We start from the raw sequence: 26,133 nt of genomic DNA on the forward strand, positions 1-26,133 counted from the left end.
AAGGTACTTTGTGTTGTTCTGTCTCAACAGCAACTCGTTTATTCTATCACAGCGTTTCTGTTCTGTCAACACTTTTTTTTATTTTCTTTTTTTCACTGTTTTTCGACAGCTGGTATATAGTATCACATCTTCATTACCATGTCAACTACTTTTTTTTCACTGCCTAGAAGGAAAAAAATAATCATTTGGAAATGAGCGGAGAAAGAGGGATTTGAACCCTCGCGCCGGTTGCCCGACCTACACCCTTAGCAGGGGCGCCTCTTCGGCCTCTTGAGTATTTCTCCGTAGTTCATAGCTTCCATATGATGTGTCTATCAAAGAAATTCTTTTCCAGACGCATTAACAATTATACAAGATATATTTCGACTTGTCAACCTATTTTTAGATTTATTTCCTCCTGTATTTTGTCGTGTACCATTTCCGCAATCTGGATGGTTTTCAGCTTCTGATAATCCTCTGCATAAACCGGCTTTAAGAAACAAACCTGCACGGTCTGTTTTCTGGAAGAATTCTCATCAAAGGGCTTAAAACAGTCGATCAATGCCACCGGCACAATGGGACATTTGGCATTTACAGCACTTTTAAAGGTTCCTCCCTTAAATGCCAGGAGTTTATTTCCCTCACGGCTGCGGGTCCCCTCTGGGAAGATTACAAAGTTCTTTCCCATTTTTACCTTTTCCGCCATCTTAGTTATGATTTCCATAGAAGCCCTGATGTCCTGACGGTCAATGGAAAAACCATCAAGGGCCTTGATTACCTGTTTTACTAATATAAGCTTGGCGGCTTCTTTCTTCACTACCACGCTAAAAGGACTGGGGCAGGCTTCCATAAGAGCCAGTACGTCAAACAATCCCTGATGGTTCGGAAACAGAATAAAGCCATTTTCAGTAGGAAGATTCTCGACTCCCTGAACTTCTACCTTAATACGTCCTGTTCTGTTTACTGTTTTCACTACATGGCGGAGGTAATCATAGCGCTGCTCCTCGGTGTGGGTATCTTTCGGAAGTCCCATCCTCCATATGCGGTAAAACCATACGGGGACACGAAAAAGATTTCTTATTACCATATAAAAGATACGATTCATTTTTTTAATCCTCCCTGTATCTTTCTATGGCTGTTTCATATAAATTGTTTCCTTTGCTGTCTATGACAACCACCACTGGAAAGTCTTTGATTTCCAAACGCCTTATGGCCTCTGTTCCTAAATCCTCATAAGCAATTACTTCAGAGGCAAGGATGCATTTTGAAAGAAGGGCCCCGGCCCCTCCCACCGCAGCAAAGTAAACGGACTCGTTTCTTACGATGGCTTCGATAACTTCTTTGCTTCTTTTTCCTTTTCCTATCATTCCCCCCATTCCCATATCAAGCAGAAGGGGTGTGTACTTATCCATGCGGCTGGCCGTAGTCGGCCCTGCGGAACCGATGGGGCGTCCTTCCCTGGCCGGGGATGGCCCCATATAATAAATCATGTTTCCTTTTATATCAAATGGAAGATTTCCATTTTGGTCCAAAGCTTCTTTCATTCTTTTATGAGCAGCATCCCGGGCAGTATAAATAGTCCCAGTCAGATAAACATAATCCCCTGCACTCAAGCTTTTTGCATCTTCCCTGCTGATCGGTACTTTTATGTGATGATCCATGGTTTCCTCCATTCTTTGCTCCACTCATTATATGACTCTGTGTGCATGCCTGTTTACATGACAGCAGATATTGACTGCTACAGGCAGTCCGGCTATGTGGGTCGGATAAGTTTCAATGTTTACGGCCAGGGCAGTAATCCTTCCTCCCAGACCCCCGGGTCCGATTCCAAGCTTATTGATTTTTTCAAGCATCTCTGATTCCAGTTCCTTTACATACGGAACCCTGGATGGTTTCTCAATATCCCTGGTCAAAGCCTGCTTGGCTAACTGAGCACATTTTTCAAAGGTTCCGCCGATCCCCACTCCAACGACCATGGGAGGACATGCATTTGGCCCGGCTTCCTTAACGGCAGTTAATATGGAATCCTTGATTCCTTCCAGTCCATCCGCAGGCTTTAGCATGAATATACGGCTCATGTTTTCACTTCCAAATCCTTTGGGAGCCACTGTAATATCAATCTGATCTCCGCTTACAACTTCATAATGGATGACCGCAGGGGTATTATCCTTTGTATTCACTCGTTCCACCGGCTCCACCACAGATTTTCTTAAGTATCCTTCCCCATATCCTTCTCTTACTCCCTGATTAATTGCATCGGTAAGATTGCCGCCTTCTATATGTACGTCCTGCCCTATCTTTACAAAAATCACTGCCATCCTGTATCCTGGCAGATAGGAATCATATCTTCCCCCGCAATTTTCAAGTTTTCCTTCAACTGACAGAGCACCTGTCTGCCAAGGGGAGATGTTTCTTCATCCACTGCCTTTAGAAATACCCGTTCCATATCATTTGACAGCGCATGGTTGGCCTCTATGCACATTTCTTTCACGTTCTTTGTTATTTCTTCAATTCTAACCGTTCTGATCATATATTCCTCCAGATATGCAGGTCCCTTTGTTTTATTTCATCATAAATGATTCTTATTGTGAAATCAAGTTCAAACACAAAATAAGGCTGGGAATGCTTTATTTATCATTCCCGGCCTTATTTAAAGGAAAATCGGTTCACTCAAAATCCATCCAACGGCTAGTTTGCTTTCATTAAGAAAATCATGCCTTAGAATCGAGGCGATTCCGAATCAGCTTTTCCTGAATATCTTTTATCGTGATTTCTTCCATTCTTCTTCTGCAAAGCTCATTTAAATCCCCATAAATCTCATCCATGACCCCTGACATTCCGGAAGCAATCATACAGGGGGTATCTACATTTCCGGATTTCCAGGAAGAGGATACAAAGGTAACATCTAGAGCATCACAAATGCTTCTTAAATTTACTTCAGAGGAATCTTTTGCAAAATGATAGCCGCCCTCCAGCCCTTCCTTTGTTGTGATGATTCCGGCCTTTTTTAATTTTGCCATCACTTTTCTTACCCGGGCAGGATTGGTGCATACATTGGAAGCCAGCTCTTCACTGGAAATGGTTGTCTTCCTCTGGTTTAAATAAACTACTCCATGAACCGCTACTGCAAACTCACTTGTCATACGAATCCCCTATTTCATAGGCATGATTTTCTAAGTGAAGTCAAACGAAATTCCGACCTGACTTTGAAAATCAGCCGTTCGATGAGCCGTTAAGCAAATCGAACCTCATTTATCTGTAATTGATATAGTTTCAGTTTATATTTTATCAATTTGGCGGATCAATGTCAAGGGGACTTCCTTTACTTCATGGAATTCAGCGGCTTTTGGATAATCCAATTTTTACTATCAGGTCTTTCAGTTCCTCAATCGCCTGGCTTTCATCATCCCCGGCGGCTGTTATTGTTACCTCCTCTTCCTGTTTGACTGCTAATCTCATAATAGCCAGAGGATTTTTCAGATCAGCTTCCATTTTTTCTTTTTTTAATAAGAGATGAGAGGTAAATCTCCTGGCTGCTGCAGCCAGATCTCCTGCCGGCCTGGCATGAATCCCCATTGCATCCTGAACTACAAATTCAAACTGCTTCACAAAGCACCTCCTGTTAAGCCAGATCTTCACCACCCGATGCAATCACTTTTTTCATCCATGCATAACTGTCCTTTTTGATTCTTTTCCCTGTTCCCTTTCCGTAATCGTCATAATCTACATAAATAAAACCATAACGTTTGCTCATTTCGCTGGAAGAGCAGGAAACAATATCAATAGGACCCCATGCATAATAACCTCTTAGATCTACCCCGTCCCGGATGGCTTCCTTCATCTGCTCAATATGCGCCCGGAGATAATCCACTCTGTAGGAATCATGGATTTCTCCATTTTCTACTTCATCATAGTATCCCACTCCATTTTCAGTTATATAAATAGGCTTTTGATATCTGTCATAAAATTCATTTAATAAAATCCTGAGTCCAATGGGATCAATGGTCCAGCCCCACGGATTTGCCGGCAGCTGTTTATTCCTGTATACCTCATTCCCCTTCTCATAGCTTTCCTTTGAACATATCTGAGTATAATAATAAGAAAATGAGAAAAAGTCAGCCGTATTTTTTTAAATCCTCTTCATCTCCGTCTTCAAATGTAAGCTTAATATTCCAGTCTTCAAAAAAAACGGAATGCATAACCAGGATAATATCCCCGAAGCAATACGTCGGCAAAAAAATACTCCATTTGATTATGCTTCAATGCAGCCAACACATCCTCGGACTTACATGTGGCAGCATATTCCGGCCCGCCGCACAGCATCATGCCGATCTGCATCTCAGGATATTTTTCATGGGCATATTTTGTTGCCCTGGCACATGCAACCATCTCATGATGAACTGCCTGATATTTTGCAGAAAGAAGGTCATCAACCGTATCTTCTGCAATTCCAAGGTGATTAAATGACTCATGGCCGATTAAGTTAATCTGATTGACAATTATCCAGTACTTCACCTTACCAGAATACCGGTCAAATACAGTTTTGCAATACTTCACAAAAAAATCAATGGTTTCTCTGGAATACCAGCCTGGTATGCAGTGGTTAAATGAAGGGGCATTTCATAATGGGAAATGGTGATCATTGGCTCCATGCCGTTTTTAATGATCTCATCAAATAACTTATCATAAAATTCAAGGCCTTTTTCATTTGGCTGCCCATCATCTCCCTTTGGAAAGATTCTGGACCAGTTAATGGAAGTTCTGAATGTTTTTAGTCCCAGATCAGCCAGCATTTTTAAATCCTCAGGATAGGTATGGTAAAAATCAATGCCTCTCCTTTTAGGGAAATTTTTATCACTGCTTTCTAAGGCTTCTTCTATATATGCTCTGGTTATTTCCCCATTGGAACGTTTTTCAATGGGAAGATCCTTTTGAAACTCATTAATATCTGCCAGGCAAAGACCCTTGCCATCCAGGTCATAAGCTCCCTCCAGCTGATTTGCCGCAACAGCACCTCCCCACATGAAATCTGATGGGAAGCCTTTTGGTACTTTCTTCATGATATTCTCCTTTCCTTCCTGATTTTAATGGTTTATTCCTGATTTTCCAAGCGTATCAAACGCTTTTCCCAATTTTCAAAGATTTTGATCATTTGTTTTGCAATATTGATTTCACTGTATATGGTCATTAACGTATCCTGTGCATGGGCGAAAATCAATGAATACTCTGCTTTTTCTCCTCTGGTTTCTCCCTGGATGGCATCTGTCTGGATCCGATGTGCTTCTGTAATCTTTTTCTGTGCTTCCTTCATCTTTTCATTTGCCAAAATAAAATCCTGGTCAGCAATGGCTGTCAATGCTTCCTTGCACAGTAAGCGTGCATCTCCCGCATTCATAATAATGCTCATTGCAGATTCTAGTGTTTTTTCATCCATTTTTATCACCCTTCTTATTATTCTACTTCTTTTCCGCTGCTTTTTTTCTCAACTTCTACTTCCTGGCTGTCATATATACGGAAGAATGGATACCATATTACGGTTGAAAGCAATGCACAGACAGCCATTAAAATAATACCTTTGATACTTCCCGTTGTCAGCCATGTGGAAATAGGGAATGGACAATACCACATATCAAAAACCCTTGTTGGAATAGGTGCAAATGGAATTACCTTTGTAAAAATCCAGACTACTGCAGGAAGTACGATCCAATCAGCCACATAGGGATCATCATGATGGGATTCCATGCAATACATCCGAATACTACCGGCTCATTAATATTAAAAATTGCAGGGGCTAAACAGGCGCGTCCCAATGCCCTTAATTTATTGCTTTTTGCAAATATGAGCATGATAACCAACGGCAATGTACAGCCGATTCCGCCAATCCATAGATAAGCAGAATATACCGTAGGATCAGTGACCAGATTCAAAGTCTCATGGGTAGCTGTTCCGGCCGCCGCCATACTTACGTTAGCAGTAATGGCCATGAGCATTGCCGGTTTATAGACCGGTGTAAGAACCCAGCTTGAAATTCCCATAGAATATAAAAAGCAAACAAGAAAAAGGGAAAGGGCAAATCCCCATGGGGTCTGCATTACATTGGAAATCGGCATAAATAACGCCAGCAGAATATTATAAATATCAATTCCAAGCAGATCTACCAAAACCCAGAGGGAACAAACAACAATACCAATCGGCAGCATGGAATCAAACCATGCCTTGACAAAATCCGGGATCACAGAATCTTCTTTAAAAAATGAGAACTTCCCGAAAATCACCATTATAAAACCCGTGAATACACCTGCGGTAATCGCTACAAACATGCCTCCGGCTCCTAAAGATGCATGGGAAAACCCTGGTACACCATCTTTGATCACCTGTGGAGAAATAATAATTAAAAATGCTACTACACCGGTAAGCGCCGCAATGATCCTTTGCTTGCGCAGACGCTTTTTTTCCATTAAATTAAATGGTATTAAAAATGCAATGAACAATGACAACAATCCCATTGTCCAACCAAAGGGAGTCCAGAAATTAGGCCACCACTGCCAGCCGAACACTTCTCCCGGAACAGTTAAAAAGCAGAATATTGATCCTAATAAAATAAACGGAAGCACCTGCATGATAGAATCTTTTAAGGTGGTAACCCAGACATTGTTATTAATTTTATTCATCTTTGGTGCAAAACTGTGCTCTAACCAATGAATTAGCTGTTTCATTTTTCTCCTCCTCCTTATTCCCTCAGCTCATTTCGCCAAGCAAATGATCCAGGGCCATTTCTCCATTTAATGTTGAATAATATTCCGGCTTCATTAAGATGACCTTCACATCCTTTCCGCCTGTATATTCTTCAATCTCATCCAGAATATAAGCCAGGTGAGGTCCTACCATAAGAGCATCAATTTCATCAATATAGTTCTCAATTTCACTTTCCCCTCTGGCCTTTACATTGATCTCCACTTTTCTTGCGGCCACTGCCTTTCTAATATTAGCTGCCATAAACCCGGAGCTTGCACCGGATCCGCAAACAAGTAAAACATTTAACATAAATAAAATCCTCCTTTATCTGTATACTATGGTTTATGAGAAGCAGTCTGTATCCCCTCATAAAAAGATGCTGAAAACAAATTTTAGTTTTCATAATTTATTTGATGTATTCATTATGACTTTTTTTTATTTATAATTCCACCAGACATTTGCACATGGAGGGTGCAAATGTCTGGTGGAATAATCCTTTCTATACTCTTATAATAGACAGAAGGAGGATTTTACTATGGGGCCAAAACTATTAAAATTAATTCGTATTATGCTGATGCATACAAACGAAATGACTGCTTCTGCTTTAGCTGCTGAGATGGGGGTATCGGAACGCAGCATTAAAAATTACATTTCAGAAATCAATGACAACCATCCTCAGACCATCCGCTCTTCCAGGAAGGGGTATTCGATCCAGGCGGAGGCCGGAAGAAAAGTATTAAATGATTCCGGAACTCACATCCCCCAATCCTCTCAGGAAAGGATGGTTTATATTATCAATCTTTTGATCAAACAGGAAGCCGGCATTGACGCATACGATTTATGCGATACCATATACATCAGCTACTCCACTTTAAAAAAATGAACTGGGAGCTGTAAAAAAAAGAAGCTGAACCAGTTTGATTTAAAGCTTGTGAACCAAAAGGACAATTTGTTCATTGAGGGACTGGAAAAAAACAAACGCCGTCTGCTAAGCTCTATTTTATACGATGAATCCAACATTAACTTTGTAAGCCTGAAAACCATACAGCATGTTTTTCCTGATATTGAAATTGAATATATTAAAAATACATTGCTGAATATTTTTGATAAATACCAATATTTTGTCAATGACTATTCTCTGATCAATATTGTTCTGCACATCACCATAGCCATTGACAGAATCAAAAATCACAATATCAATACCCAGGATGTGAAAGAGCTGGCGCAGATACGGCATCACGAATATGAACTGGCAAGCCAGGTAACAAAAGAATTGGAAGATCATTTTCATATCACATATAGTGACGCGGAAATATATGAACTTGCCCTTCTGCTGATTTCCAGAGCTACCACCATTGATTATAAAAGCATAACCACTGCTAATTTAGAGGACTTTATCGGCAAGGAATGCTTTGACCTGGTGGAGGAGATGATCCAGTCAGTCAATGCCTATTACTATATTGATCTATCGGAACCTGAATTCCTGATCCGGTTTGCCATTCATATTAGAAATTTACTTCAAAGATCAAAGAACCAGCAATTTTCAAAAAATCCTTTAACCGAAGAAATTAAAACTTCCTGCCCATTAATTTATGATGTCTCCGTATATTTATCCGGAATCATCAAAGACCGTACAGGGATCATCATTAATGACGATGAAATTGCATATATCACCTTTCACCTGGGGAGCACTCTGGAAGCTCAAAAAAGCCTTAATAAAAAAGTGACTGCTATTTTATACTGCCCGAACTATTATGATTTAAATATACGTCTGACAGATACCATCAATCAGCACTTCTCCTGTGAGATGCTGATAACCAACATCATAACGGATGATACTTTACTGGAACAGGTTCCTAAATGCGATTTTATTATGTCTACGGTACCGCTTCATGGCTATTATGGAATGGATATCGTCCATATCGGAATGTTTTTTACGGATAAGGATATTTCTGTGATCAGAAATAAAATTACATCCGTAAGAATCAATAAAAGAAAAGCGACCTTTAAGAATTATCTGGAACTTCTGATTATTCCTGAATTTTTTGAAAGAAGAAATGATTTAAAAACAGAGAGGGATGCAATCGAATATATGGCAGGTAAAATGCACCGGATGGGTTATGTAAACGAAACATTCCGGGAAGATATCTACATGCGTGAAAAACTTTCTTCCACTGCCTTTTATGATTTTGCAATCCCCCATGCAATGAAAATGCATGCAGAAAAAACCGGGCTTAACATATTGATTTCTGATTCACCTGTCTCATGGAACGGAAAGCCCGTTTCCTTAATAATCATGATGTGCTTTAACAAGAATGACCGGTACATTTTTAATGAAATTTTTGAGCCTCTTACCATGATGCTCACTGACAGGGAATTGATTAAAAAACTGATCCAGGTCAAAGACCATGAAACCTTTATTCAAATGCTGACCGATAACCTGGAAGTGACCTTCTAGTTCAGATTTCATAGCCGCTCATAAAAAAGTTGTCCTGGCTTTTTAAGCTGGACAACTTTTTATGGGTATTTTTAAATTATTTATCCTTTATCCGGACAATCGCACTCTTTATTACTTTATCATCCATTTCTAAAATGGAATAATTATTTTTTTCATCCTCCAGTTCCAATGGAAGCTGGGATTTCATTGGAATATAACCAAGTATTTCGATCAGATATCCTGACAATGTATCGCAGGAGCTTTCTATTTCCTCATGAAGCACCTCATCCAGATCATACAGGGAAATGCTTCCTGCCGCTTTAAAAACATTAGGTTCTACTTCTATCAGCTCCGGCTCCCAATCATCATATTCATCCGGAATATCTCCTACAATTTCTTCTATCAGATCCTCCATGGTGATAAGACCGGAAACACCTCCGTATTCATCTACCAGGATGGCCATTTTCGTCTTACTTTTTTTTCATTTCCAGAAATAAATCATCTGTCTTTTTATTTTCCGGTATAAAATAAGGCTTCTGCATGATGGTACGGATATCGATCCCCGCCTGATCATACTTATTCATTTCAATGATAAAGTCCTTCATGGACAAAATACCGATAATATTATCAATTTCTTCTTCATAAACCGGAATTCTGGAATGTCTGCTGTCTAATATCTCATTAAGAACCAGCTCCATGGGCTTTTTAATATCCACTGCCACCATATCCTGTCTGGGGATCATGATTTCTCTGGCTCTTTTATCATCAAAGAGAAAAATAGAAGTGATCATATCCTCTTCGATTTTATTGAACACACCGCTTTCCCGACCCATCTGAAGCATGGAACGGATTTCTTCCTCAGAAATTTCTTCCTCCAGATTATCTGTCTTCATGCCAAGAAGCTTTAATATTCCATTGGTTGACATAGAAAGAAGCTTTATGAACGGAGCCATGACTCTTGATACGGCGTAAATAGGGCGTACAGCGAATAAGCTGAACCATTCCGCCTTTTGTAGTGCAACCCGTTTAGGCACCAGTTCTCCAAAGACCAGGTTAAAATAAGACAGGATAATGGTTACTGTCACCATGGCAATGCTCCGGCTGTATGGGATTCCCAAAGCCAGCATCTTTGCTCCCAGTATCTGTGAAATTCCTGTTGCAGCCGATGCACTGGAAAAGAAACCGGCAAAGGTTATGGCTACCTGGATGGTTGAAAGAAAACCGGTTGAATCCTCAGAAAGCCTTTGAATCAGGGCTGCCTTCTTATTTCCGCTGTCAGCCAGCATCCGGATCCTGTTTTTGTTGACTGATACTACAGCCATTTCCGCTCCTGCGAAGAACGCGTTCATTAAGGTCAAAGCAATTAATAATAATATCTGTGCGGCTATCTGCGCCGCGCCTGGGTCACTGTCCAAGCTGGTATTCCTCCTTTTTTTAGGACATGTTCGTCCATGCAGGATTTTCCTGCTAAATTTCAATAAAGAAAAGACTTTGGATGCAGTAAAGTTAATATAGCTGCATTCAAAGTCTTTTACTGCTGATTATTGATGGTACATATTATAATATAAAAAAATTATATATTACCATATCTTTGGTGTTAAAATTTTTTTTATTCCTCTTCAGGGGCTTCATCAATTTCAACGATTTCTTCGGGAATCTCTTCATCCTCCATATCCAGCTCTTCCATGCCTTCACCGTCGGACTTGCTGCCGTCATCCCGTACCTTGGCAATGCTGGCAACGCTGATATCAGAATCCTGGTCAATGTTCATCAGCTTCACTCCGGAAGTGTTCCTGCCTATAACAGAGATATCATTGACAGAAATACGGATCACGATGCCTTCCGTTGTGATCAGAAGGAGGTCATGGTCATCCTCAACTAACTTGGCTCCCACAATATCTCCTGTCTTTTCTGTGATCTTATAGCACAGAACACCCTTTCCGCCTCTCCTCTGAGGAGTAAATTCTTCAATTGGGGTACGTTTGCCCATACCGTTGGCAGATACGATCAAAAGCTTTGGTCCCTGGGACTCCATCTGCATGCCGATAACCTGGTCATCATCATTGAGCTTCATACCGATAACACCTATGGATACACGTCCTGTTATACGGACATCCTTTTCATGGAACCGGATGCACTGGCCCTTTTTCGTTACAAGGAAAATATCCATTGTATCGTCGGTTGCCTTAACCTCAATCAGTTCATCATTTTCCCGGAGGACAATAGCCTGGAGGCCGTTCTTACGGACATTGGCATATTCCATCATAGGTGTTTTCTTTACCATTCCGTTTTTGGTTGCCATGAATAAGAACTTGTCATCGTCATATTCTTTCATGGGGATGATAGCCGTAATGCTCTCTCCTGGAAGCATCTGCAAAAGGTTCACAATGGCGGTTCCTCTGGAGGTTCTGCTTCCTTCCGGAATCATATAGGTCTTTAACCGGTAAACACGGCCTGTATTGGTAAAGAACATCAGGTAATGATGGGTTGTTGTCATCATCAGGTCCTCGATGTAATCCTGGTCAATGGTCTGCATTCCCTTGATTCCCCTGCCGCCCCGGTTCTGGTTCTTGAAGTTGTCTATAGACATCCTCTTAATGTATCCCAGTTTTGTCATGGCGACGATGGTGCTTTCATCGGGAATCAAATCTTCCATGGACATATCGTACTCGTCAAAGCCGATGGAGGTCCTTCTGTCATCTCCGTATTTTGCAGAAATGATGGATATTTCCTCCTTGATCACTGCTAAAAGCTTTTTCTCATCAGCAAGGATGGCCTTTAATTCCGCAATCCTGGCTTCCAGTTCCCTGTATTCGTTCTCAAGCTTTTCTCTTTCCAGACCGGTAAGAGCTCTCAAACGCATATCCACGATTGCCTGAGACTGGACATCGCTTAAGCCGAAACGGCTCATGAGTTCTGCCTTGGCTGCCTGGACATTTGCTGAACCCCGGATGATCCTGATGACTTCGTCAATATTATCCAAGGCAATGAGCAAGCCTTCCAAAATATGGGCTCTCTCTTCCGCCTTATTTAAATCGTAACGGATTCTTCTGGTCACCACTTCCTTCTGGTGATCCAGATAATAATTTAACATCTGAAGGATGTTTAAGACCTTTGGCTCCAGAACGCCGGCACTGTTTTTAACGAGAGCAATCATGATCACGCCAAAGGTATCCTGAAGCTGGGTATGCTTGATCAGCTGATTAAGGATTACATTGGCATTGGCGTCCCTGCGGAGTTCAATGCAGATTCTCATACCGGAACGGTCGGACTCATCCCGTAAGTCGGTAATGCCGTCTACCTTCTTATCCTTTACCAACTCCGCGATTTTTTCAATGAGACGGGCCTTATTGACCATGTATGGAAGCTCAGTTACAATGATCCGGCTTTTTCCGTTTGCCATGGCCTCAATATCGCTGACAGCTCTGACACGGATTTTTCCCCGTCCTGTGCGGTAAGCTTCTTCAATTCCCCGCTTTCCGAGGATGGTCGCTCCGGTTGGGAAGTCAGGTCCTTTGATGATTTCAAGAATTTCCTCCATGGTGGTTTCCCTGTTTTCTTCCACCTGGTTGTCAATAATATGAACGACTGCGTTAATGACCTCCCTTAAGTTGTGGGGAGGGATGTTGGTAGCCATACCAACGGCAATACCGGAGGTACCATTTACCAGAAGATTGGGATAGCGGGACGGAAGAACATCCGGCTCCCTCTCAGTCTCGTCAAAGTTAGGGCTGAAATCAACGGTATCTTTGTTGATATCAGCAAGCATTTCCATGGAAATCTTACTTAAGCGGGCTTCCGTATATCGCATGGCAGCCGCGCCGTCTCCATCCACGGAACCGAAGTTTCCATGGCCATCCACCAACGGATATCTGGTAGACCACTCCTGTGCCAGATTCACCAAAGCTCCGTAAATGGAGCTGTCGCCATGAGGATGATATTTACCCATGGTATCACCGACGATACGGGCACATTTACGGTGTGGCTTATCCGGACCGTTGTTGAGCTCGATCATGGAATACAGGACTCTACGCTGAACCGGCTTCAAACCGTCTCTTACATCAGGCAGGGCTCTGGAAACAATGACGCTCATGGCATAATCGATATACGATTTTTCCATGGTCTTTTTTAGGTCCACATCATGAACTTTATCAAAGATATTTGGTTCCATTTTATTTCCTCCAATTAAACATCAAGATTCTGTACGTATTTGGCGTTGGCTTCGATAAATTCACGTCTTGGCTCTACCTGATCGCCCATTAAGGTGGTAAAGGTTAAATCCATTTCGGATGTGGTATCCTCATTCATGACAACACGCAGAAGGACTCTTCGCTCCGGTCCATGGTGGTTTCCCAAAGCTGTTCTGCGTCCATCTCTCCCAGACCTTTATAACGCTGGATCTTATTGTTGTTGTCACGGCCGATTTCCTTCAGGATGGAATTAAGTTCCTCACCGTCGTAGGCATACCATACCTTTTTATTTTTTTTCCACCTTGAATAAAGGAGGCTGTGCCAGATATACATGGCCCTCTCGGATAAGCTCCGGCATAAAGCGGTATAAAAAGGTGAGAAGCAGGGTGCTGATATGAGCACCATCCACATCGGCATCGGTCATGATGATGATTTTATGATATCTTAATTTGCTTAAGTCAAAGTCTTCATGGATTCCTGTTCCAAAGGCAGTAATCATTGCCTTGATCTCCGCATTGGCATAGATCTTGTCAAGCCTTGCCTTCTCCACGTTAAGGATCTTTCCGCGCAGTGGAAGAATGGCCTGGGTATTCCTGGAACGGGCCGTCTTGGCAGAGCCGCCGGCACTGTCTCCCTCTACGATGTAGATTTCGCAGTTTTCCGGATTTTTGTCGGAGCAGTCCGCAAGCTTTCCAGGAAGGGCCATCCCCTCAAGGGCGGTCTTTCTCCTGGTTAAATCCCTGGCTTTTCTGGCTGCGGCTCTTGCCCGCTGGGCCAGGATGGATTTGTCACATATGGTTTTTGAAAGGCTTGGATTCTGCTCTAAATAATAGGTGAACTGTTCCCTTAAGAGGTTGTCCACCGCTCCTCTTGCCTCGCTGTTTCCTAATTTCTGCTTTGTCTGGCCCTCAAACTGAGGCTCCTCGATCTTGACGCTTATAATGGCTGTCAGACCTTCTCTGATGTCCTCACCGGATAGGTTCGTTTCATTTTCCTTTAACAGCTTGTTCTTTCTGGCATAATCATTTAAGGTGGTTGTCAGGGCACTCTTAAAGCCAGCCAGATGGGTTCCGCCTTCCGGAGTATTGATGTTATTGACAAAGCTGTAAATATTTTCTGTATAGGAATCATTGTGCTGCATGGCTACTTCAACATAAACGCCATCCTTTGTTCCTTCACAGTAAAATACCTGATCATAAAGAGAGGTTTTTCCCTTGTTTAAATAGGTGACAAACTCCTTGATGCCTCCTTCATAATGGAACACGTGCTCGTGGCTTTCTTCTCTCTCATCTTTCAGGACAATCTTTAAGTTTTTGGTTAAAAATGCAGTTTCACGGAGACGGATCTTTAAGGTATCATAATCAAAGATCGTTTCTTCAAAAATATCTTTATCGGGAAGGAAGGTAACCTTTGTCCCATGCTCATCCGGACCGCAGTCTCCCATGACCTTTAAGGGGTACATGGTCTTTCCCTTTTCATAACGCTGTTTATAGATCTTTCCATCCTGCGGATTTCCACCTCAAGCCACTGGGAAAGAGCATTTACAACAGAAGCGCCCACGCCGTGGAGGCCGCCGGAAACCTTATATCCCCCGCCGCCGAACTTTCCGCCGGCATGAAGGATGGTAAATGCCACCTCTACTGCCGGTATCCCGGCTTTTTTCTGAATTCCTACGGGGATCCCTCGCCCGTCATCCACGACTGTAACGGAATTGTCAGGATGGACAATCACCTCTATGCTGTCGCAATATCCTGCCAGAGCCTCATCCACCGCATTGTCCACGATCTCGTAAACCAGATGATGAAGTCCCCTTGTGGATGTACTGCCGATATACATACCAGGTCTTTTTCTTACTGCCTCAAGACCCTCTAATATCTGGATTTGATCTGCACCATATTCTTGACTCATATTTGCACGCTTCCTCCTGAATTAATTTTCACTGCCTACGGTACCGCTTACCACCCGGAATATCTTATCAACTGGAAACCGGTTTCTTACAAATTCCTCCAGTCCCGTACAGGTGATCACGGTCTGTATATGATTGATTCCTGCAAGTAATTGATTTTGTCTGCTGCTGTCCAGCTCTGATAATACGTCATCCAATAAAAGGATGGGATAATCATATACTGTTTTTTCTACCAGTTCTATTTCTGCAAGCTTTAAGGACAACGCCGCTGTCCTTTGCTGCCCCTGGGAACCGAACCGGCGAATGTCGATTCCGTTGATGATGAAACTTAAATCATCCCGGTGGGGACCGGTAAGCGTTGTTTTCTGCTTGATATCCTGCTGCCTGCTTCGCCTTATGACATCTTCAAACGCATCCGCCTCTACATTTGGCTCATAAAGGATGCGCAGAGTTTCCTTTTCCCCGGAAAGATTCCCATGGATGGGTCCGATGATACCATCCAGCTGCTCTATAAATGCCTTCCGGTAACTTATCATTTCTTTTCCATATTGGACCAGCTGCATATCCCATATGTCCAGGGTTTCCTCATAATCAGACCGGAAAGCCATATCTTTTAACAGTTTATTGCGCTGCGTCACAATCCGATTATACTGCACAAGGGAATGGACGTAAAGCTTATTTAGTTGACATAATTCCAAATCAACGAACCGGCGCCTTTCGGCCGGTCCGTTTTTTATGAGATTTAAGTCTTCCGGAGAAAAAAATACAACGTTGACTATTCCAAACAATTCACTGGCTTTCCTTATGGGAACGCCGTTTACTGCCACGCCTTTGGCTTTATTCTTCTTCAAATGCATGTCAATCCGGTATGGAATATCTTTCTTTCTGATGTTTAGCTTGATATGCGACTCATCCCTGTCAAACTGTATGATTTCCTTATCCTTGCTCCCTCTGTGGGATTTTGTCGTAGCACAGACATAGATTGCTTCTAAGACATTTGTTTTCCCCTGGGCATTGTCCCCATAGAGTATATTGGTTCCCTGACTAAAATCCATATGTAATTCATCATAGTTGCGGTAATTCTTAAGCTCTATCGATTCAATTATCATGGATGGTTTTATTCCTCGATTTTGATGGTATTACCTTCAAATGTGACTACGTCTCCGGCTCTTAATTTCTTTCCTCTCTGGTATTCTACCTGGCCGTTGACGCGTACAAGTCCATCCTCAATGACAAATTTGGCATCAACTCCTGATCCCACCATACCGGAAGCCTTTAAAGCCTGTCCCAGCTTGATGTATTCATCCCTTAACTTGATTGTCTCCATATTTTCCTCTCTATTTTCCAAATCCCATATTTCCCTTACCAGACATGGACAGTTTAAACCGCTGCCGCATTAAAGTTGACAGGAAGGATCAGGTAAATATATTTTCCCTCTTCATCCCGGATAAAGCAGGGGGATTTGGGATTCAGCATATAAAGGGTTACTTCTTCGTCATCAATGATCCTTAAGGCATCAATAAGAAACTTTGGATTAAAACCGATCATGATGTCGCTTCCTGTTTTATGAATCGGAACCTGAGCATTCATGGAACCAAAGCTGGAATTCATCTTAAGCTGCATTTCCTGATCTTCAATATTCATGATCAGGGGCTTCTTATCATTTTCCCTTACCAGGATGGTGGCACGGTCAAGACAGTCTAAAAGTTCTCTTTTATTGACTGAGGTCTTTGTCTCATAATCGCTGGAAAGCATCTGGTCAATCCGGAAATATTCTCCTTCTATTAAACGGGACACAACGATGGTATCATCAAATTCGAATAAAATGTGATTGGTGCTGAAGAAAATAAGCACTTCTTTTTCATTGTCCCCGCCCAGGATCTTGCTGACTTCATTTAGAGTCTTGCCAGGAACAATGACTTTTATATCATGATAAGTATCTTTTAATTCAATATTTCGGATAGAAATCCTGTGACCATCCAGAGAAACCACCTTTAACTGGTTCCCGGATACCTGGAAAAGCTCTCCGGTCATCATCTTATTGCTGTCATTGGGGGCAATGGAAAAATGGTCTGGCGGATCACTTCCTTTAAAGAGAACTGGGAAAGGCAGATATAATGATCCCGTTCAATATACGGAAGATAAGCAAATTCCTCCCCATCCCGTCCCTGGATATGGAATACAGAGTTTTCACAGGAAATGGTGGTGGTAAATTTCTCATCGCTTTCAATGGTTACAAGGGAATCTCCTGCAGAAGAGAGTTTTCTTACGATCTCTGAAAGCAGTTTTGCCTCAAGAGCGATCTTTCCTCTCTCCAGGATGGTTCCTTCTACCTTAGTTTCAATTCCCAGCTCCATGTCATTGGCAGTCAGTTTGATTTCTGATCCGCTGGCATCGATGAAGATGCATTCCAGGATGGACATAGTTGTTTTACTGGGAACTGCTTTCAGTACGATATTAATGCCGTTTAGGATCTCATCCTGTTTAAATGTCAGTTTCATAATTGTTGATAACTCCTTTGCTCTAGAAATTGCAATAAATAGATGGATGATATAGTTAAATTCCGTCGTAGTAGTAGTAGGGGCTGTGGGTTTGTGTAAAAGCCTTAATAACCTATATAAAGGCAGATGTTTCCATGTTCATAACGATGTGAATAATGTCCACAAAATCTAAGGAAAACTATGAGGTTATCCACATGGAGATGAGAAACAGTTTTAGGCCCTTAATTATCCACAGAAGATTAACATCTAATACACACCTTATTGTGGATTGATTTTCTTTTTCAGAATTTCAATGGTGTTATTTAAAGATTCGTTTTTGTTCATGTTCGTGGTGATTTTTTTCTATGCCATGGATGATGGTTGTATGGTCCCTTCCTCCTAAGTATTTTCCGATCATCTGCAAGGGGGTTCCAACCATTTCGCGGCAGAGATACATGACAATCTGACGCGGATAAACGATTTCCTTGTTCCGTTTCTGGGAAGAAATATCAAGAGGAGTAATGCCGTAGTGATCTGCAACTACCTGTATGACAAGTTCCGGCGTGATTTCCCGCTTATCGTTGGGGGAGATGATATCCTTTAATGCTTCTTCAGCCAGTTCTACAGTGATCTCCTTATTATCAAGGCGGGAGAGGGCTACGATTTTAGTCAGGGCGCCTTCCAGCTCCCGGATGTTGGACTTTATGTTGGTTGCTATGTATTTAATGACTTCATTGTCAATGTTATAGCCTTCCATTTCCTCTTTTTTCCGGAGGATGGCCATCCTTGTCTCATAATCAGGGGACTGTATGTCCACTGTTAAGCCCCATTCAAACCGGGAACGGAGCCGTTCCTCCAATGTTTCGATTTCTTTTGGCGGTTTATCAGAGGAAATAATGATCTGCTTTTTGGCTTCGTACAAGGTGTTGAAGGTATGGAAGAATTCTTCCTGGGTACTTTCCTTGCCGATGATGAACTGGATATCGTCGATCAGCAGAACGTCATTGTTGCGGTACTTCTCACGGAATTCCGTAGAAGAGAAGTTGTTTTTGTTACGGATCGCGTCAATCAGCTCGTTGGTAAATTTCTCGCTGGTCACGTAGAGGACCTTTGCAGCCGGATTATTTTTTTAAGATAAAATGACCGATGGAATGCATTAAGTGGGTCTTTCCAAGACCAACGCCTCCGTATATGAACAGAGGGTTATAGATTTCGCCTGGAGATTCCGCAACAGCCAATGAGGCAGCATGAGCCAGGTTGTTGTTGGCACCAACCACAAAGGTATCGAAGGTGTATTTCGGATTTAAATTTGCGGTTATGATGGCCGACTGGCTGACCTGATTCATGGTATTGGTAATAAGAGTGTTGCCTGCAGGTGCGGCTGCGGCCTCTTTTTGGATCTGGTTTTCAACGACAAAATCGATGCTGCACTCAAATCCAGTCACTTCTTCTATGGTAATCTTTAGAAGAAACCCGTATTTTTTGCGGATGTATCCCAAGAATTCCACATCCGGTACCGTGACGATGACTTTTTCGCCGTTTACAGAATAAACCTTCAGCGGAAGAAGCCATGTTTTAAAAGACACGTCCGTAATTTCGTGTTCTTCTTTTAAATTCAATAAGATTTCATCCCATTTTTCCTTTAACTTTTCTAACATTCTAAGTCTCCTACGTTTATAAAAATGCAAATATGCGCATTTACCCAATCTACAGTTCATTCTATACTATTTCGAAACAATTTTCAATGATAATAGAAAAAAATTGTGGATAAGTGTGTGCAGAGGATGTGTATTGCATGTGAATCATATGTTGATAATCATCCAGAGAGATAGTTGTCCACAAAAAAAGGAGGATTTGGAAAGTTATGTTATTCACATCCCGGGAGTATGGAATTTATCTGGGCTTAAAGGACAGGCCTGTGAATAAAACGGCAATTATCAAGATAATATCCATAGAGTTTTCCACAAGTTATCCCCATAATGTTGATAAGTTTATGTAAATTAACAAAATGGGAGTGAATTTACTGACGCAGATTGACGGATAGTAACTTTTTATAATATAATGCACGTGTAACCAGATGCATTGTATCTTATTAAAAGAACAGTAGCACAGGAGGTAAAAAAAATGAATATTGAAAACAAAACCCGTAGCCTGGTATTGGCAGCCGTATTTGTTGCCATTATCGTCATCATGCGTTTACGCTTTGGGTATATCCCTCTGGGGTTTATGAACGCTACCATCATTCACGTTCCGGTCATAATTGGAGCCATTATTCTTGGACCAAAATATGGCGGATTTTTGGGAATGGTATTCGGACTGACAAGTTTGTGGAAAAATACCAATATGCCCAATCCTACGTCCTTTGTTTTTTTCTCCCTTTATTAAAGTGGAGAGTACGGCGGAAATATTGGAAGCTGATTATTTGTATGGTTCCCAGAATTCTTGTGGGAATCGTAGCCTATTATGTATTCCGTGGAGTGTTAAAAGCTCTGGGCGAAAAAAAGCGGAAAGAGGACCATTGCTTTAGGAGCCGCAGGGGTTGCCGGATCATTAACCAATACTCTTTTGGTAATGAATCTGATTTACTTATTTTTCGGAAAAGAATATGGACAGGCAGCAAAAGGACTGACGGAAGGAATTTATTCCGTTATTATAGGAATTATATGCATCAATGGAATTCCGGAAGCCATTGTGGCAGGAATACTTACGGTAGCGGTTACACAGGCTTTATTTAAGGCAATGAAAGGGTAATTACTGATAATAACAGAGCCATTTCTCCATGGACAAATCATTTGGTGGAGAAATGGCTCTTACTATTTTAATTTGAATTGTAAAAAAAGTTTTTAAATTTTTGATATCCGCATGTGTATTGAATTGCCTTAGATCCAATAGATTGCCTTTTATATCTGTAATGATCTTTAAGTCTTTTCCAGCTTCAAAAACTTTTTTTTCCATCAACAAAGGCTTCTGCCTGGAATCCGGAGTTTTTGATTTTAAATGTATGCTTCCCCCATACCTGTTCGTAAAGGCTTTCGTGTCCGCCTGTGGTTCCCCAGTAAATCCTTTCATGTTCTATATGGATCCCATACATACGGGCTGCATATTCCATAACGGAAAGCATGGCAGGGCCATAGGAGTCCTGGATTCCTTCTAAGGATTCCAGGGATGGCTTCCCGGTGAAAGGATCATACTGTTGAACAAAGATGCATGTTTCTCCAATTGCCTGGAACAGTTTTTCTCCCAGATAGGGGATCAGATGATCGTAGCCATAATTCTCAAGAGCGCGGATTGCCCGCTGATAGGTGAGAGCCTCGGATTGTCCGCTCCAGTTATTGGTGGTAATGTTACGGAACAGAGGATCATTTACTGCAATGGATGGAAGGGGCATATTTGTCCAGAATTCTTCCGGATTCAACAGGTGCTTTGTGACAAAATGGCCGGCCATGGTATGGGTCAGGCTGTTCCAGTACATGGCTCTTAAATTGTTATGGGTCATGATATTCATGACATTGTGATTCCGGTCCCGGTCAAAGCAGGCGCCTTTTGTTTCATCCCAAAGATAATTTTTTATTTTGTTCTGAACGGATAATGCCTTTTTTATCCAGAATTTCAGCCCTTTTTTCATTTCCCTGTATTCTGCAGATCTTTGAAAGGATTTCTCTTGAGGAATAAGAAAAACTCATAATGTCCATGGATGCCATGGGTACGATCTGGCAATTTTCTGGGGGAAGTTCTCCACTCCAGGAATCCGGTGCATCTCCGTACCGGAGGGCATGATCTTCTCCGGTATCGTATTTGCACCAGCTTTCCAGACAGCCATCTCCGTCTGAATCTCTTACATCCCATAAATAAGTGTCAAATTTTTCCAAAGTGGTATAAAGAAGATTTAAATATTCCGGGTCTTTTCCCATTAAATAATACATGTTAAGAGCAGAAGAGGGAAAGCAGAATCCCTGAAATTTATTGAACTGGGGAGTGATTTTTCCATCAATATAAGCAATGCTCCCGGGAAATCTTCCATCCTTCCTTTGAGTTTCCATAAACAAAAGATGGTTATTCAGTCCGGCTTCCATGTTTCTTTTTGCGTACATTTCCCCGCCCATGGGTTGGGTCTCCAGCCATAATTTTTCGTAGCCGCCGCCTTCGATCAGTACAAGTCTGGAATTAAAGTATTTTAAGTTATTCCCTGTTTTTATTTCGGCTGAGTCCATAAGCTTTTGCAAAAGTTCATAAGAAGTCTGAAATGATACACTTGTTTGAATATTCACATTCCGCCTCCAAGGGTCAGGGGTTCTCCTGCTGATTTAGTTTTATTATTTAACAATAAGCCTTTGAACAAGATCAAAAAGATCAACAGCACCCTGGTCTTCGGTAATACTGCCATAGGCTACATTTTGGCCAATGAGATGTAATTCATTTATGAATTCCTGGTCATTTGGCAAATTTGGTCCCTGGGGAATGGAACGGCCGCTGATGGCATCATAAATAGAATAGACGGCTGCATCAACTGGAGTGGATTTCCCGGAAATTGCTTCACGTACAATCGGAGAACAGGGAATGCCACGGTTGGTGCCAAGAATTTCACCGGCTTCGGGGCTGGTCACAAAGAAATTAATGAACAGGGCCGCTGCTCCTGATACTGGCTGTTTTTGTTAATTCCGAGATACTGGCTCATTTGGATCGCGTATGCCTTTTCTCCGCCTGCCGGAAGTGTGGTCGCTCCAAGCTGATCGGTCATCGCCGCCTGATAACCGGCTAACTGGTTGCTCCATATCATTCCGATTGCAGCTTTGCCTGCCACAAGGGCAGAACTGTCAGCGCCTGTTTCTGCGTAGGTCGCCGTAGTGTCAGCATCGGGTATCAGTCCTTCGGTCCGTAAATCTGCCCATAACTTAATCCATTTTTTTAGAAGTTTCCAATGTCAGATAACCTTTGCCGCCCTGATCAGCGGTCCATAATGGAGTACCCTCCTGCTGGCAATAGTAGCTTAAGTAGTTGGCCTGATTTGTACTGTTATCAACGAAGGGGAATACGCCATCCGGCAGCTTGTTTTTTTAACTCTCTGCCGTAAGCAATTAATTCATCCCAGGTCAGATTGTAATCAGGGACAGCGGCACCGGCGGATTCTATCAATGATTTGTTATAGGCAAGAATAAGAGTGTTGGTTCCAAGGCTTACGGCATAGAGGTTTCCATCCAGGGTTGCAGCTTCAAGGGCTACCTGGTCAAACTGTCCGGCAGTACCGATCAAAAGCTGCTTACCGAGATAATCGTTAAGAGGTGTGAGATACTGTATGTAGTCCGGATAATTGCCTCCGAATTGAATCAGATCCGGAGCATTATTCCCTTGCAGCTGGGTATCGATGATCTGAAAATGATCGGCAGTGCCGCCGTTAGGTTCGCCTGTAATTTTGATATTTGGATAGGCCTTCATAAACCTGTCTATCACCTGATTGGTGAGGGCAGCGCGTTCGTCATTGCCCCACCAGCCGAACCGCAGCTCAGCTGCTTCGCCGGTATATGGGGGAAGACCTTTTGTGTCAACTGGTTCATTTTCTGCTTTTTGTGATTCAGCAGGAACCGCAGTTGGTGCACTTGTTGTTTCTGAAATGTTTTTGGAGCTGCATCCACATAAGGAAAGGACTGCGCAGGCAGCTAACAGCAGTTGGATCGATTTTTTTCATAGTATTCTCCTTTTCATGTTATTTGATTGAGAGGGTGTCATCCCTTAATTCCGGATGTAGCGATTCCCTGAACAAAATATTTTTGAAGTGAAAAGAATAAAATAAAGCTTGGCAGCATGGCGAGAGTGGACATGGCAAGTGCACCTCCCCAGTTTGATACGGCACCGGCATCCCCTACAAAGGTTCTTAAGGCACGGGATACGGTATAGCTTTCCGGAGACGTAAGGTAGAGAAGATGATTAAAAAAAGTCGTCCCATGTCCAGAGGAAAGTAAAGAGTGCGGTCGTAACCATTGCCGGTCCTGCAAGAGGGATCACGATTCTGAAAAATATTCCGATTTTTCCGCATCCATCTATGATGGCGGCTTCATCCAGATCTTTTGGCAGTCCTCTTATAAACTGTACCAGCAGAAAAACAAAAAAACACATCCGTAGCTAAAAATTTGGGAACCAGGATCGGCAAGTAAGTACCGACCCAGCCGAAGGTGTTAAAAAGGATATAACGGGGCACCAGTGTAACATGTGCCGGAAGCATAAGGGTTATCATCATGATACCGAACCAAAAGTTTTTTTCCGAAGAACTTAAGCCTTCCGAAAGCATAAGCCGCCATAGTACATGAAATGAGGTTTGCGGCCACTGCAGCTATGCACAGAAGCATGGAGTTTGAGAAAAATTTACCAAATGAAACTCCTGCATAGCCCTTCCAGCCGCTGATATAATTATCAATGGTGATTGCTTTGGGAATCAGGCCTGTGTCGCTGAATATCATATTGTTGGGCTTAAAGGAACTGACAACCATCCAGATAACCGGATAAAGCATGGTAATTCCCAGTGCTACAATAAAAATATGTGTCATGATGATATGAAATTGTTTTTTTCGTTTTCATAGATTATTCCCCGTTTCCGTAGGAGACCCATAGTTTTGATGATCCAAATATGACTGCCGTAAATGCTCCGATGATAATCAAAAGTACCCATGCCATTGCAGAAGCATAACCCATTTCATGGTAAGTCCATCCCTGAAGATATAAATGCAGGGTATAGAAAAGAGTTGAATTTAAGACTCCTCCTTTGCCGCCGCCAATGATGTATGCCTGGGTAAATGTTTGGAATGCCGAAATCATTTGCATGACCAGGTTAAAAAGTATAACCGGTGTAAGCGATGGAATGGTTATTGAAAAAAACTGCTGGACTTTACTGGCACCGTCCACACTGGCGGCCTCATAGTAGTCCGTGGGAATCTGTTTTAAGCCCGCCAGAAAGATGATCATGGATGAACCGAACTGCCACACAGTGAGAAGTACCAGAGTGCCCAGAGCATACTTGGGATTGGTTATCCATCCTGGCAGATCCGTAAATCCAAATGACGAGAGGAGGCCGTTTATCAAACCTTCTTTTTCAAATAACTTTCTCCATAAAACTGCTATTGCCACAGAACCTCCCAGCAGCGTGGGAATGTAGTATACGGCGCGGTAAAAAGACACGAACCGCAGCTTCTGATTCATCAGTACAGCTACCAGCAATGCAAAAACCAGCTTTAAGGGCACCGATGTGAACACATAGGTGAATGTGACTGATAATGATTTTAAATAGTAGGGGTCTACCCTCATTATTTTGCCCGATACCGCCGTAAAATCAGTGATACCGAATAATGAACCAAACATCCTTATGTAGTTGCCGAAACCGATCCACTGGACCGAATCGGGTTTTGTGAAATCATAATCCGTAAAACTCATGCGGAGCGACATGAGCATGGGATAAACCGTAAGGCCAAGAATTCCTATCAGCCAGGGAAGCAGAAACATATAGGGGATAAAATTATCACGACAGAATTTTTTTCATCTTTTTCAATCTGTCTAACCTCCTTTACGTTTTGAAAAGATGTTTAAAATATACAATAATGAAATCCGGATTTGCTTTTATATGTATATATTTTACTGTTTTTGAATGAAAATAACAACATATATTGGGCAAAGCGCCAATACATCAAAAAATCCTCATTATTTTCACTAAATTGACTGGACTTATGTGGTTTTCCTGGATTTTCTATATTGAAGGGGAGACATCCCTACGTGTTTTTTGAAAACCCGGTCAAAATAAGAAAGTCTTTCATACCCTAATTTTTTTGAAATATCCTCTATGGAAAGGGAATCATCGATAAGCAGATTTCTGGCATGGTCGATTTTCTGAAGGTTGATGAATTCATTTACGGTAAAATTAGTTACTTCTTTAAAGATGCGGCTTAAATAACTTTTATCAAGGTAAAATATGCCTGCCAGATCCTCAAGACCATAAATCTCAGAATAATGCTCCATAATGTAGTACATAATTTCCTTCACTTTTACATAGCGCATCATTTTACCGCCTGCAGCGGGGTATTCCTCCGGTCTGGTACCAGCTCCGTTTAAAATCATTATGATGATGGAAAGAAGCAGTTCTTTCACTTCCGCGGCGGCATAAGGTTTTTCTGTCTTCAAAACCGCTTCCATTTTCTTTAGTTTCTTTTCAATGATTTCCTGATGTTTAGAATTCATCTGAAGAACACCGTGTAAATTGCAGAAAAATCCTGTTAAGTCCAGTTCCATAGCAGCTCCTGCAGAGATCAGCCATGATTCTTCGATTTCTATTAATATCCGTTCGTGGTATTTTCCGCCGATTACGTTTGTAAAAGGAATCTTTTTTTTATCAATAAAAGACAGGGTGCCTTTTGACATCCTGTAGCT

Annotated in this window: 29 protein-coding genes, 1 tRNA gene and 5 pseudogenes; 5 read left to right on the top strand and 30 right to left on the bottom strand. The window is 42.0% G+C overall.

The features are described 5' to 3' along the window. Window positions 1-196: 196 nt before the first annotated feature. From JCM10519_RS20440 to JCM10519_RS20485, 13 genes and pseudogenes are all read right to left on the bottom strand, one after another. A tRNA-Ser gene (locus tag JCM10519_RS20440) sits at window positions 197-284 on the bottom strand. 86 nt (window positions 285-370) lie between these two features. Continuing rightward, a complete protein-coding gene (locus JCM10519_RS20445; protein ID WP_054741469.1) occupies window positions 371-1,084 on the bottom strand; it encodes a 1-acylglycerol-3-phosphate O-acyltransferase in 714 nt (237 codons plus the stop codon). A 4-nt stretch (window positions 1,085-1,088) separates the two neighbouring features. Then, window positions 1,089-1,640 (bottom strand): Fe-S-containing hydro-lyase, encoded by a 552-nt coding sequence (locus tag JCM10519_RS20450; protein ID WP_054741587.1) that lies wholly within the window; start codon window positions 1,638-1,640, stop codon window positions 1,089-1,091. 27 nt (window positions 1,641-1,667) lie between these two features. Then, a pseudogene (locus tag JCM10519_RS20455) lies at window positions 1,668-2,509 on the bottom strand (fumarate hydratase). A gap of 181 nt (window positions 2,510-2,690) precedes the next feature. Next, window positions 2,691-3,122 (bottom strand): Rrf2 family transcriptional regulator, encoded by a 432-nt coding sequence (locus JCM10519_RS20460; protein WP_054741471.1) that lies wholly within the window; start codon window positions 3,120-3,122, stop codon window positions 2,691-2,693. A gap of 193 nt (window positions 3,123-3,315) precedes the next feature. Next, entirely contained in the window at window positions 3,316-3,588 is a 273-nt protein-coding gene (locus JCM10519_RS20465; RefSeq protein ID WP_054741473.1) for an HPr family phosphocarrier protein, read from the bottom strand. Window positions 3,589-3,601: 13 nt separating this feature from the next. Next, on the bottom strand, window positions 3,602-4,063 hold the full coding sequence (locus JCM10519_RS32505) for a family 1 glycosylhydrolase (RefSeq protein WP_347845016.1): 462 nt from the start codon (window positions 4,061-4,063) through the stop codon (window positions 3,602-3,604). 95 nt (window positions 4,064-4,158) lie between these two features. After that, entirely contained in the window at window positions 4,159-4,536 is a 378-nt protein-coding gene (locus tag JCM10519_RS32510) for a family 1 glycosylhydrolase (protein WP_347844973.1), read from the bottom strand. Then, window positions 4,533-5,039, bottom strand: a complete 507-nt coding sequence (locus JCM10519_RS32515) for a family 1 glycosylhydrolase (RefSeq protein WP_347844974.1) — start codon at window positions 5,037-5,039, stop codon at window positions 4,533-4,535. The genes JCM10519_RS32510 and JCM10519_RS32515 overlap by 4 nt, the downstream gene beginning before the upstream one ends. Before the next feature lie 32 nt (window positions 5,040-5,071). Further along, on the bottom strand, window positions 5,072-5,413 hold the full coding sequence (locus JCM10519_RS20475) for a PTS lactose/cellobiose transporter subunit IIA (RefSeq protein WP_054741475.1): 342 nt from the start codon (window positions 5,411-5,413) through the stop codon (window positions 5,072-5,074). 17 nt (window positions 5,414-5,430) lie between these two features. Beyond that, window positions 5,431-5,694 carry a hypothetical protein gene (locus JCM10519_RS32520; RefSeq protein WP_347844975.1) on the bottom strand — a complete coding sequence of 88 codons (264 nt, stop codon included), beginning with the start codon at window positions 5,692-5,694 and terminating at the stop codon, window positions 5,431-5,433. Continuing rightward, entirely contained in the window at window positions 5,664-6,695 is a 1,032-nt protein-coding gene (locus JCM10519_RS20480; RefSeq protein ID WP_347844976.1) for a PTS transporter subunit EIIC, read from the bottom strand. Before JCM10519_RS20480 ends, JCM10519_RS32520 begins: the two co-directional genes overlap by 31 nt. A 22-nt stretch (window positions 6,696-6,717) precedes the next feature. Next, window positions 6,718-7,023, bottom strand: a complete 306-nt coding sequence (locus JCM10519_RS20485) for a PTS lactose transporter subunit IIB (RefSeq protein ID WP_054741478.1) — start codon at window positions 7,021-7,023, stop codon at window positions 6,718-6,720. A 226-nt stretch (window positions 7,024-7,249) separates the two neighbouring features. Between JCM10519_RS20485 and JCM10519_RS32525 the strand changes: the two genes are divergently transcribed. Then, window positions 7,250-7,597: an HTH domain-containing protein gene (locus JCM10519_RS32525; protein ID WP_347844977.1), complete on the top strand. Its 348-nt coding sequence runs from the start codon at window positions 7,250-7,252 to the stop codon at window positions 7,595-7,597. Between the two features lie 48 nt (window positions 7,598-7,645). After that, the gene (locus tag JCM10519_RS20490; protein WP_347844978.1) at window positions 7,646-9,172 is read left to right on the top strand and encodes a PRD domain-containing protein; all 1,527 of its coding nucleotides are present in this window, start codon (window positions 7,646-7,648) and stop codon (window positions 9,170-9,172) included. Between the two features lie 76 nt (window positions 9,173-9,248). Here JCM10519_RS20490 and JCM10519_RS32530 read toward each other — a convergent pair whose 3' ends face one another. The 8 genes and pseudogenes from JCM10519_RS32530 to dnaA form a co-directional block, all read right to left on the bottom strand. Then, window positions 9,249-9,614, bottom strand: a complete 366-nt coding sequence (locus JCM10519_RS32530; protein WP_347844979.1) for a transporter associated domain-containing protein — start codon at window positions 9,612-9,614, stop codon at window positions 9,249-9,251. A 7-nt stretch (window positions 9,615-9,621) separates the two neighbouring features. Then, window positions 9,622-10,566 carry a hemolysin family protein gene (locus JCM10519_RS20495; RefSeq protein WP_347844980.1) on the bottom strand — a complete coding sequence of 315 codons (945 nt, stop codon included), beginning with the start codon at window positions 10,564-10,566 and terminating at the stop codon, window positions 9,622-9,624. Window positions 10,567-10,760: 194 nt separating this feature from the next. Then, window positions 10,761-13,322, bottom strand: coding sequence for a DNA gyrase subunit A (gyrA, locus tag JCM10519_RS20500; RefSeq protein WP_054741480.1), 2,562 nt, complete (start codon window positions 13,320-13,322; stop codon window positions 10,761-10,763). 14 nt (window positions 13,323-13,336) lie between these two features. Next, window positions 13,337-15,249 (bottom strand): annotated as a pseudogene (gene gyrB / locus JCM10519_RS20505) (DNA topoisomerase (ATP-hydrolyzing) subunit B). 21 nt (window positions 15,250-15,270) lie between these two features. Further along, window positions 15,271-16,356, bottom strand: coding sequence for a DNA replication/repair protein RecF (gene recF / locus JCM10519_RS20510; RefSeq protein WP_054741482.1), 1,086 nt, complete (start codon window positions 16,354-16,356; stop codon window positions 15,271-15,273). Between the two features lie 8 nt (window positions 16,357-16,364). Next, window positions 16,365-16,574: an RNA-binding S4 domain-containing protein gene (locus JCM10519_RS20515; RefSeq protein ID WP_054741589.1), complete on the bottom strand. Its 210-nt coding sequence runs from the start codon at window positions 16,572-16,574 to the stop codon at window positions 16,365-16,367. Window positions 16,575-16,627: 53 nt separating this feature from the next. Beyond that, a pseudogene (dnaN, locus tag JCM10519_RS20520) lies at window positions 16,628-17,748 on the bottom strand (DNA polymerase III subunit beta). Between the two features lie 258 nt (window positions 17,749-18,006). Further along, window positions 18,007-19,385, bottom strand: a pseudogene (gene dnaA, locus JCM10519_RS20525) (chromosomal replication initiator protein DnaA). A 206-nt stretch (window positions 19,386-19,591) separates the two neighbouring features. Between dnaA and JCM10519_RS32535 the strand changes: the two are divergent. Further along, window positions 19,592-19,726 carry a hypothetical protein gene (locus JCM10519_RS32535; RefSeq protein WP_347844981.1) on the top strand — a complete coding sequence of 45 codons (135 nt, stop codon included), beginning with the start codon at window positions 19,592-19,594 and terminating at the stop codon, window positions 19,724-19,726. Between the two features lie 125 nt (window positions 19,727-19,851). Next, a pseudogene (locus JCM10519_RS20530) lies at window positions 19,852-20,478 on the top strand (ECF transporter S component). On the opposite strand, the gene JCM10519_RS32540 reads toward JCM10519_RS20530, so the two are convergent. The 6 genes from JCM10519_RS32540 to JCM10519_RS20550 all read right to left on the bottom strand — a co-directional run bounded on the left by JCM10519_RS32540 (window position 20,479) and on the right by JCM10519_RS20550 (window position 23,175). Beyond that, on the bottom strand, window positions 20,479-20,682 hold the full coding sequence (locus JCM10519_RS32540) for a hypothetical protein (RefSeq protein ID WP_347844982.1): 204 nt from the start codon (window positions 20,680-20,682) through the stop codon (window positions 20,479-20,481). Then, window positions 20,663-21,352, bottom strand: coding sequence for a hypothetical protein (locus tag JCM10519_RS32545; RefSeq protein ID WP_347844983.1), 690 nt, complete (start codon window positions 21,350-21,352; stop codon window positions 20,663-20,665). Before JCM10519_RS32545 ends, JCM10519_RS32540 begins: the two co-directional genes overlap by 20 nt. Then, complete coding sequence (locus tag JCM10519_RS32550) at window positions 21,276-21,995, bottom strand: hypothetical protein (RefSeq protein ID WP_347844984.1); 720 nt, start codon at window positions 21,993-21,995, stop codon at window positions 21,276-21,278. The genes JCM10519_RS32545 and JCM10519_RS32550 overlap by 77 nt, the downstream gene beginning before the upstream one ends. Before the next feature lie 45 nt (window positions 21,996-22,040). Further along, window positions 22,041-22,331, bottom strand: coding sequence for a hypothetical protein (locus JCM10519_RS20540; protein WP_054741484.1), 291 nt, complete (start codon window positions 22,329-22,331; stop codon window positions 22,041-22,043). After that, window positions 22,328-22,528, bottom strand: a complete 201-nt coding sequence (locus JCM10519_RS20545) for a hypothetical protein (protein ID WP_054741486.1) — start codon at window positions 22,526-22,528, stop codon at window positions 22,328-22,330. Before JCM10519_RS20545 ends, JCM10519_RS20540 begins: the two co-directional genes overlap by 4 nt. 215 nt (window positions 22,529-22,743) lie before the next feature. Continuing rightward, complete coding sequence (locus tag JCM10519_RS20550; RefSeq protein ID WP_347844985.1) at window positions 22,744-23,175, bottom strand: extracellular solute-binding protein; 432 nt, start codon at window positions 23,173-23,175, stop codon at window positions 22,744-22,746. 88 nt (window positions 23,176-23,263) lie between these two features. Between JCM10519_RS20550 and JCM10519_RS32555 the strand changes: the two genes are divergently transcribed. Beyond that, window positions 23,264-23,440 (top strand): hypothetical protein, encoded by a 177-nt coding sequence (locus tag JCM10519_RS32555; RefSeq protein WP_347844986.1) that lies wholly within the window; start codon window positions 23,264-23,266, stop codon window positions 23,438-23,440. A gap of 457 nt (window positions 23,441-23,897) precedes the next feature. Here the strand turns inward: JCM10519_RS32555 and JCM10519_RS32560 are convergent, their stop codons facing one another. From JCM10519_RS32560 to JCM10519_RS20565, 3 genes are all read right to left on the bottom strand, one after another. Continuing rightward, entirely contained in the window at window positions 23,898-24,266 is a 369-nt protein-coding gene (locus JCM10519_RS32560; protein ID WP_347844987.1) for a hypothetical protein, read from the bottom strand. Window positions 24,267-24,300: 34 nt separating this feature from the next. Next, the gene (locus tag JCM10519_RS20560) at window positions 24,301-25,215 is read right to left on the bottom strand and encodes an ABC transporter permease subunit (protein ID WP_054741490.1); all 915 of its coding nucleotides are present in this window, start codon (window positions 25,213-25,215) and stop codon (window positions 24,301-24,303) included. Between the two features lie 219 nt (window positions 25,216-25,434). Next, entirely contained in the window at window positions 25,435-26,124 is a 690-nt protein-coding gene (locus tag JCM10519_RS20565; protein WP_347844988.1) for an AraC family transcriptional regulator, read from the bottom strand. Window positions 26,125-26,133: the final 9 nt, after the last annotated feature.

The organism is Clostridium sp. NkU-1, from assembly GCA_001312405.1.